The organism is Streptomyces sp. NPDC005794 (assembly GCF_042871445.1).
In the GTDB taxonomy this organism is placed as follows: domain Bacteria; phylum Actinomycetota; class Actinomycetes; order Streptomycetales; family Streptomycetaceae; genus Streptomyces.
Genome location: NZ_JBIAIN010000051.1, coordinates 1 through 4,438, shown reverse-complemented (window position 1 = coordinate 4,438; position 4,438 = coordinate 1). Strand labels below are relative to the sequence as shown.

The 4,438-nt window shown below is 69.2% G+C and carries 1 protein-coding gene and 2 pseudogenes; 1 reads left to right on the top strand and 2 read right to left on the bottom strand.

What is annotated here, in order from left to right:
* Window positions 1-554 precede the first annotated feature (554 nt).
* Window positions 555-3,671, top strand: a complete 3,117-nt coding sequence (locus tag ACFYQ5_RS35995) for a fibronectin type III domain-containing protein (RefSeq protein ID WP_389203829.1) — start codon at window positions 555-557, stop codon at window positions 3,669-3,671.
* 125 nt (window positions 3,672-3,796) lie between these two features.
* Here the strand turns inward: ACFYQ5_RS35995 and ACFYQ5_RS35990 are convergent.
* Together ACFYQ5_RS35990 and ACFYQ5_RS35985 are read right to left on the bottom strand one after the other, a co-directional pair.
* Window positions 3,797-4,112 (bottom strand): annotated as a pseudogene (locus ACFYQ5_RS35990) (polysaccharide deacetylase family protein); the annotation flags it as partial.
* Window positions 4,113-4,215: 103 nt separating this feature from the next.
* A pseudogene (locus ACFYQ5_RS35985) lies at window positions 4,216-4,438 on the bottom strand (hypothetical protein); the annotation flags it as partial.

The window sequence follows — 4,438 nt, the reverse complement described above, 5'->3', positions numbered from 1 at the left end:
TGCCGGTGCCGTCCAGGTAGCGGGCCAGCCGCACGCACGCCTCCGGCGAGATCGACACGAGCTCGCGTTCCCGGGTGCCCTTGGTAATGACATAGAGGCCCGGTTTGGCCCTGGCGAGGGAAAGTCTTGTCCCCCGTGCGAGCTACGTCCGAAGTGGCTCTGCATGGTGACGACCGCGGCTCGTGGCGTCTGTAGCGTTTTCTCCGGCCGCTGTGCTCGAGGGGGGCGGTCGCTGTCGGACGTGCCGTTCCCCTGCCGACCGGCAGGGTGCTCCGTATCGGCGGTTCCGGGATCGCCGCCGCGGCCGGGTGGCACCCGCGCGGCGGGGCCGGTGCCCTACGGCGGCGGACCTCGGCGCCGGCCGGATCGGCCAGCCGCCACGACACGGAGGGGGGCGACGCCCGGCCGGGCGTGCGGGAGGACGGCAGCGGAAGCAATTCGTGGGGCGGCGGCTATGCCAAGTCACCTTGAGGGAGCTCATGAGAACGAACGAAGTCCGGCATCGCAGACCCGGGACGGAACTCCGCCCGCGAAGATCCCGAACGCTCCGCGGCATGATCACGATGTTGGCGTGCAGCGTACTGATGGCGGCATTCATCAGCCAACCGCGGGAGGCGAGCGCCGCTCCGCAGGACATCACGAACCTCAGCATGGCCACCTGGAACATGCAGGGAGGTACCGACTCAATTACCAGCAAATGGTCGACAGGCGTCACCGCGCTGACGAACGGCAGACCGTCTCCTCCCATGCTCGCGCACAACGTCGTGGCACTACAGGAGGCGGGTTCCCGCCCAGTGGGGCGGGGCAATTCCACCGTCGCCCAGTCCGGTAGCTCACGGGTGACCGAGACCCTCTGGGAGCTCCCCTCATCAGACACATACCGCTACGTGTACTTCATGGAGACAGACCCGAACGGGCACCGCGTGAACCTTGCGATAGTGACCGACCGCGTTCCACGGGAGGTGCGGATCGTTCCGTCAGGTCTCCCCAACGGCCGGGCGACGTTCGGGGTGAGGTTCGGCACGACCTGGGTGTTCACCCTGCACGCGCTGTCCTCCGGCGGCGGCGACGCGCCAGGGCTGCTGAGGAACATCGAAACCGCGGTGGGCGGAGACAGCTGGGTCGCGCTCGGCGACTTCAACCGGGATCCGGTCAACCTGACACAGGCAATGCCGCGCGACAGCACCGGCAACCGCATCGGTGTCGTGGCCGGAACCGGCCTCGCCACGCACGTGAACGGCCGTGAACTGGACTACATGGTCACCTCCGGCGACCTGTCCGGCATCCTCGCTCCGGCGCGCCTGGACAACCCCGGCGGCGCGGACCACACACCCGTGGGCTTCAGGTCGGCGATGGCCGCCGCGGCGACCGAGTACCAGATCACCGCGACCGACGGGCCACCCGGCGTGGGCGCCACGGTGCAGATACCGAGCCCGGCGGCGGACGCGGTCATCGACGACGATCGGCACGGCGCGGAGAACTGGCGCTTCCACAACTACGACCCGGAGGACAACAGCGCGCAGATCGCCAACGTCGATCCGGACATCGGCTGCATGATCTTCGTGGAGAGCGGTGCCATGCGGACGGCGCCGTGCGTCGCGGCGCGCGATCAGGTGCCACCGGAGCAGAAGATGACCATCGTCGACGCGGATGTTCCCGGCGCCGGGCGGGACGTCGAGATCAGGTCCGCCTTCAAACCCAACAACTGCCTGTACCTGACCTATACCCTTCAGCAGGTGAGCTTCTCGGGCCGGAGCCAGTGGCGAGACTGCGATCGGCCCGGGGCCCGGGCGCGGGCGGCGGCCGACGAGGGGGGAGGCAGCCACTGGATCCTCGCCCCGGTCCACCGGGTGATGGTCGTCGGCGATTCCATCACTCAGGGCCGGGAGGGCGACTTCACCTGGCGCTACCGGCTGTGGCAGTGGCTGCGGAGCGAGAAGGTCGCCGTTGACTTCGTCGGGCCGTACTCTGGCACGTTCACCCCCGACCAGCCGGCCCCGCCCACACCCCCGCGGCTTCCGGAGGAGGCGCCGCCCAGTCAGGGCCTCCGCACGTCGGGCGGCTACGCCCCCGACGTCAGCGAACCCCAGAACCCCGGGTCCGGACCGCCGACCGACATCGCCTTCGACAGCGACCACTACGCGCACTGGGGCCGCCAGGCCGCGCAGGTCAAGCTGGACATCCGGAAGCAGGTCGCGACCTACCGGCCCGACCTGATTCTGGTCGCGATCGGTTTCAACGACATGGGCTGGTTCGTCAGCGACGAACACGGCACGTTGAGCGATGTCGGGCAGATCGTCGCGCAGGCCCGCGACGCCCGTCCGGGTGTCGACTTCGCGCTGGCGAACGTACCGCAGCGCACGAAGATCGGCGGCCGGGACGACCTCATCGCCAAGACCGACCACTACAACAGCCTCCTTCCGCAGTCCATAGCGACCTGGCAAGCGGACGACCCGATCTCCAACATCAATCTCGTCGACTGGGCGGCCCGGTACTCGTGCTCTCCGACGAGCTGCCCCTCCGGATATGACGGCCTGCACCCCAACGAACACGGGGAATACGAACTCGCCGCGGCCTTCGCGCAGGTCCTGCACCAGGATTACGCCTTCGGCGCCAGGGACATGGACGTGCCCGCCACCGTGCCCGCACGACTCACTCCGGCGTTTCCCTCCCACGTTCGAGCGGTGTCAAGCGCGCGCGGCGTCACGGTGACCTGGGACCCGGTGTACGGAGCCGTCGACTACGACGTACGTTCGCGGATCGCCGGTCAGACGGCGTGGAGCCAGGGGAGGGCCTTCAGCAACCGGACCGACACCACCTGGACCGTCGACGGCATCGGCTGGGAATACCAGGTGCGGGCCAACATGGGCTGCCGCTGGAACACGGACCCCCATGATCCACGCGGCTGCACCGAGACCACCTCGGGATGGTCCGCCACGGTCGGCGCCACCGCCCACCCGCAGACCGCACCGCCCCCGACCAACATCGCCAGCCGGCCCAGCGCCACCGGTGTCGATGTCGCCTGGACCCCGCCGACGGGACCGTACACCGATACCATCGACCGCTACGAGATCGTCCTGTACGACAAGGACACTCCCGGCGCCTTCCTCACCAGCACCGGGGCGCGCGGCACGGTCGCGCACGTCGACGGCCTCAAACCCGGGCACCACTACCTCGTCGCGGTGGCGACCTGGAACGCGGCCGGCGGCGGCCTGCCCGGCCTGGCCCGCCCGGTCACCGTCGGCGCCGGCACCCCGCCCGCGCCGACGGACCTGAGGGTCACTTCCACCGACGCGACGACTGTCCAGTTGAACTGGAAGGGGTCGAACGCGGCCGCCGGCTACCGCGTGTGGGTCCGCAATATCAACGGCGACGACCATGACGGCGGTACCTCCAAGGCAGACGAGGACATCGTCGAGGGCACGAGCAAGGGGATCGGGTTCCTGTTCCCCGGCGTGTGGAACTACGAGTTCTGCGTGACCGCTGTCAACGGCGTCTACGAGTCCGGCAAGTCGAACTGCGTGGTGGCGCCCCGACCGGCTGGCAGCCGCGCGTCGGGCGCCGTGCAGGCCGTCCCGCCGAGCGTGAGCGACCGGGCCCGGCAGGACATGCGGACGTTGCTGGACCTTCCGAAACAGGTCAGCACATCCGGCGCGGCACCTGGTAGATGAACCGACCGCGGCAGGCCCGGACCGCTCGCGACCGGGCGACGGGCCTGCCGTGGAACCCGGTGAACACCCTTCATCGTCTCGACAGACGCCCCGGCGGAACCGCTCAGCACTCCGGAAAGCTGAAGAGTGTGGCCGTGGGCGCGCAGCCACGGCAGAAGCGAACACAGCGCCTCGACGGTCTGGACGCGGTCGCCGCCGTCGTAGAAGAGCAGGGTCGGGGCCGTTGGACAGCTCGTCCTTCACAGTGCGCAGGATGACCGACACCCGGCGCCTCGAAGTCCTTGGAGTCGATGTTCCAGCCCAGCGGGCGCAGCGCGGCGACGACCGCAATCTGGCGGCCGTACGGGGTGAACACCCCCGGCGCCCGGTAGTACAGCGGCTTCACGCCGCCCGAGGCGCGCTCGCGATCTGCTCGGCGGCCGTCAGGATCTGCCGCCGCTGCTGTCACCAGCCCCCCTGCTCGAATGGCTCTGCTGGCCTACAGAGCCACTCGCCCGCCTCGTCTCACGCCGAGGTGGAACAACAAGTTACTGACTTCAGCTCGTCAGGGTGAGGCCGGATCGTCGAGGGTCAGACCGGTTCCGGCTATGAAGCCGTCGAGGGTGGCGGGGCGGTACTGAAGGCGCTTGAGTCGGTTGCGTACGAGGGCTTCGAGCCGGTCGAGCGCGACGATGGCGAGGTTGGGACTGCTGCACGCATAGGTGACAGCGGGTTCTATGCAGCCAGGGCTGCGGGCGGGGTCATGATGGCTTCGTACTCGATGAGGG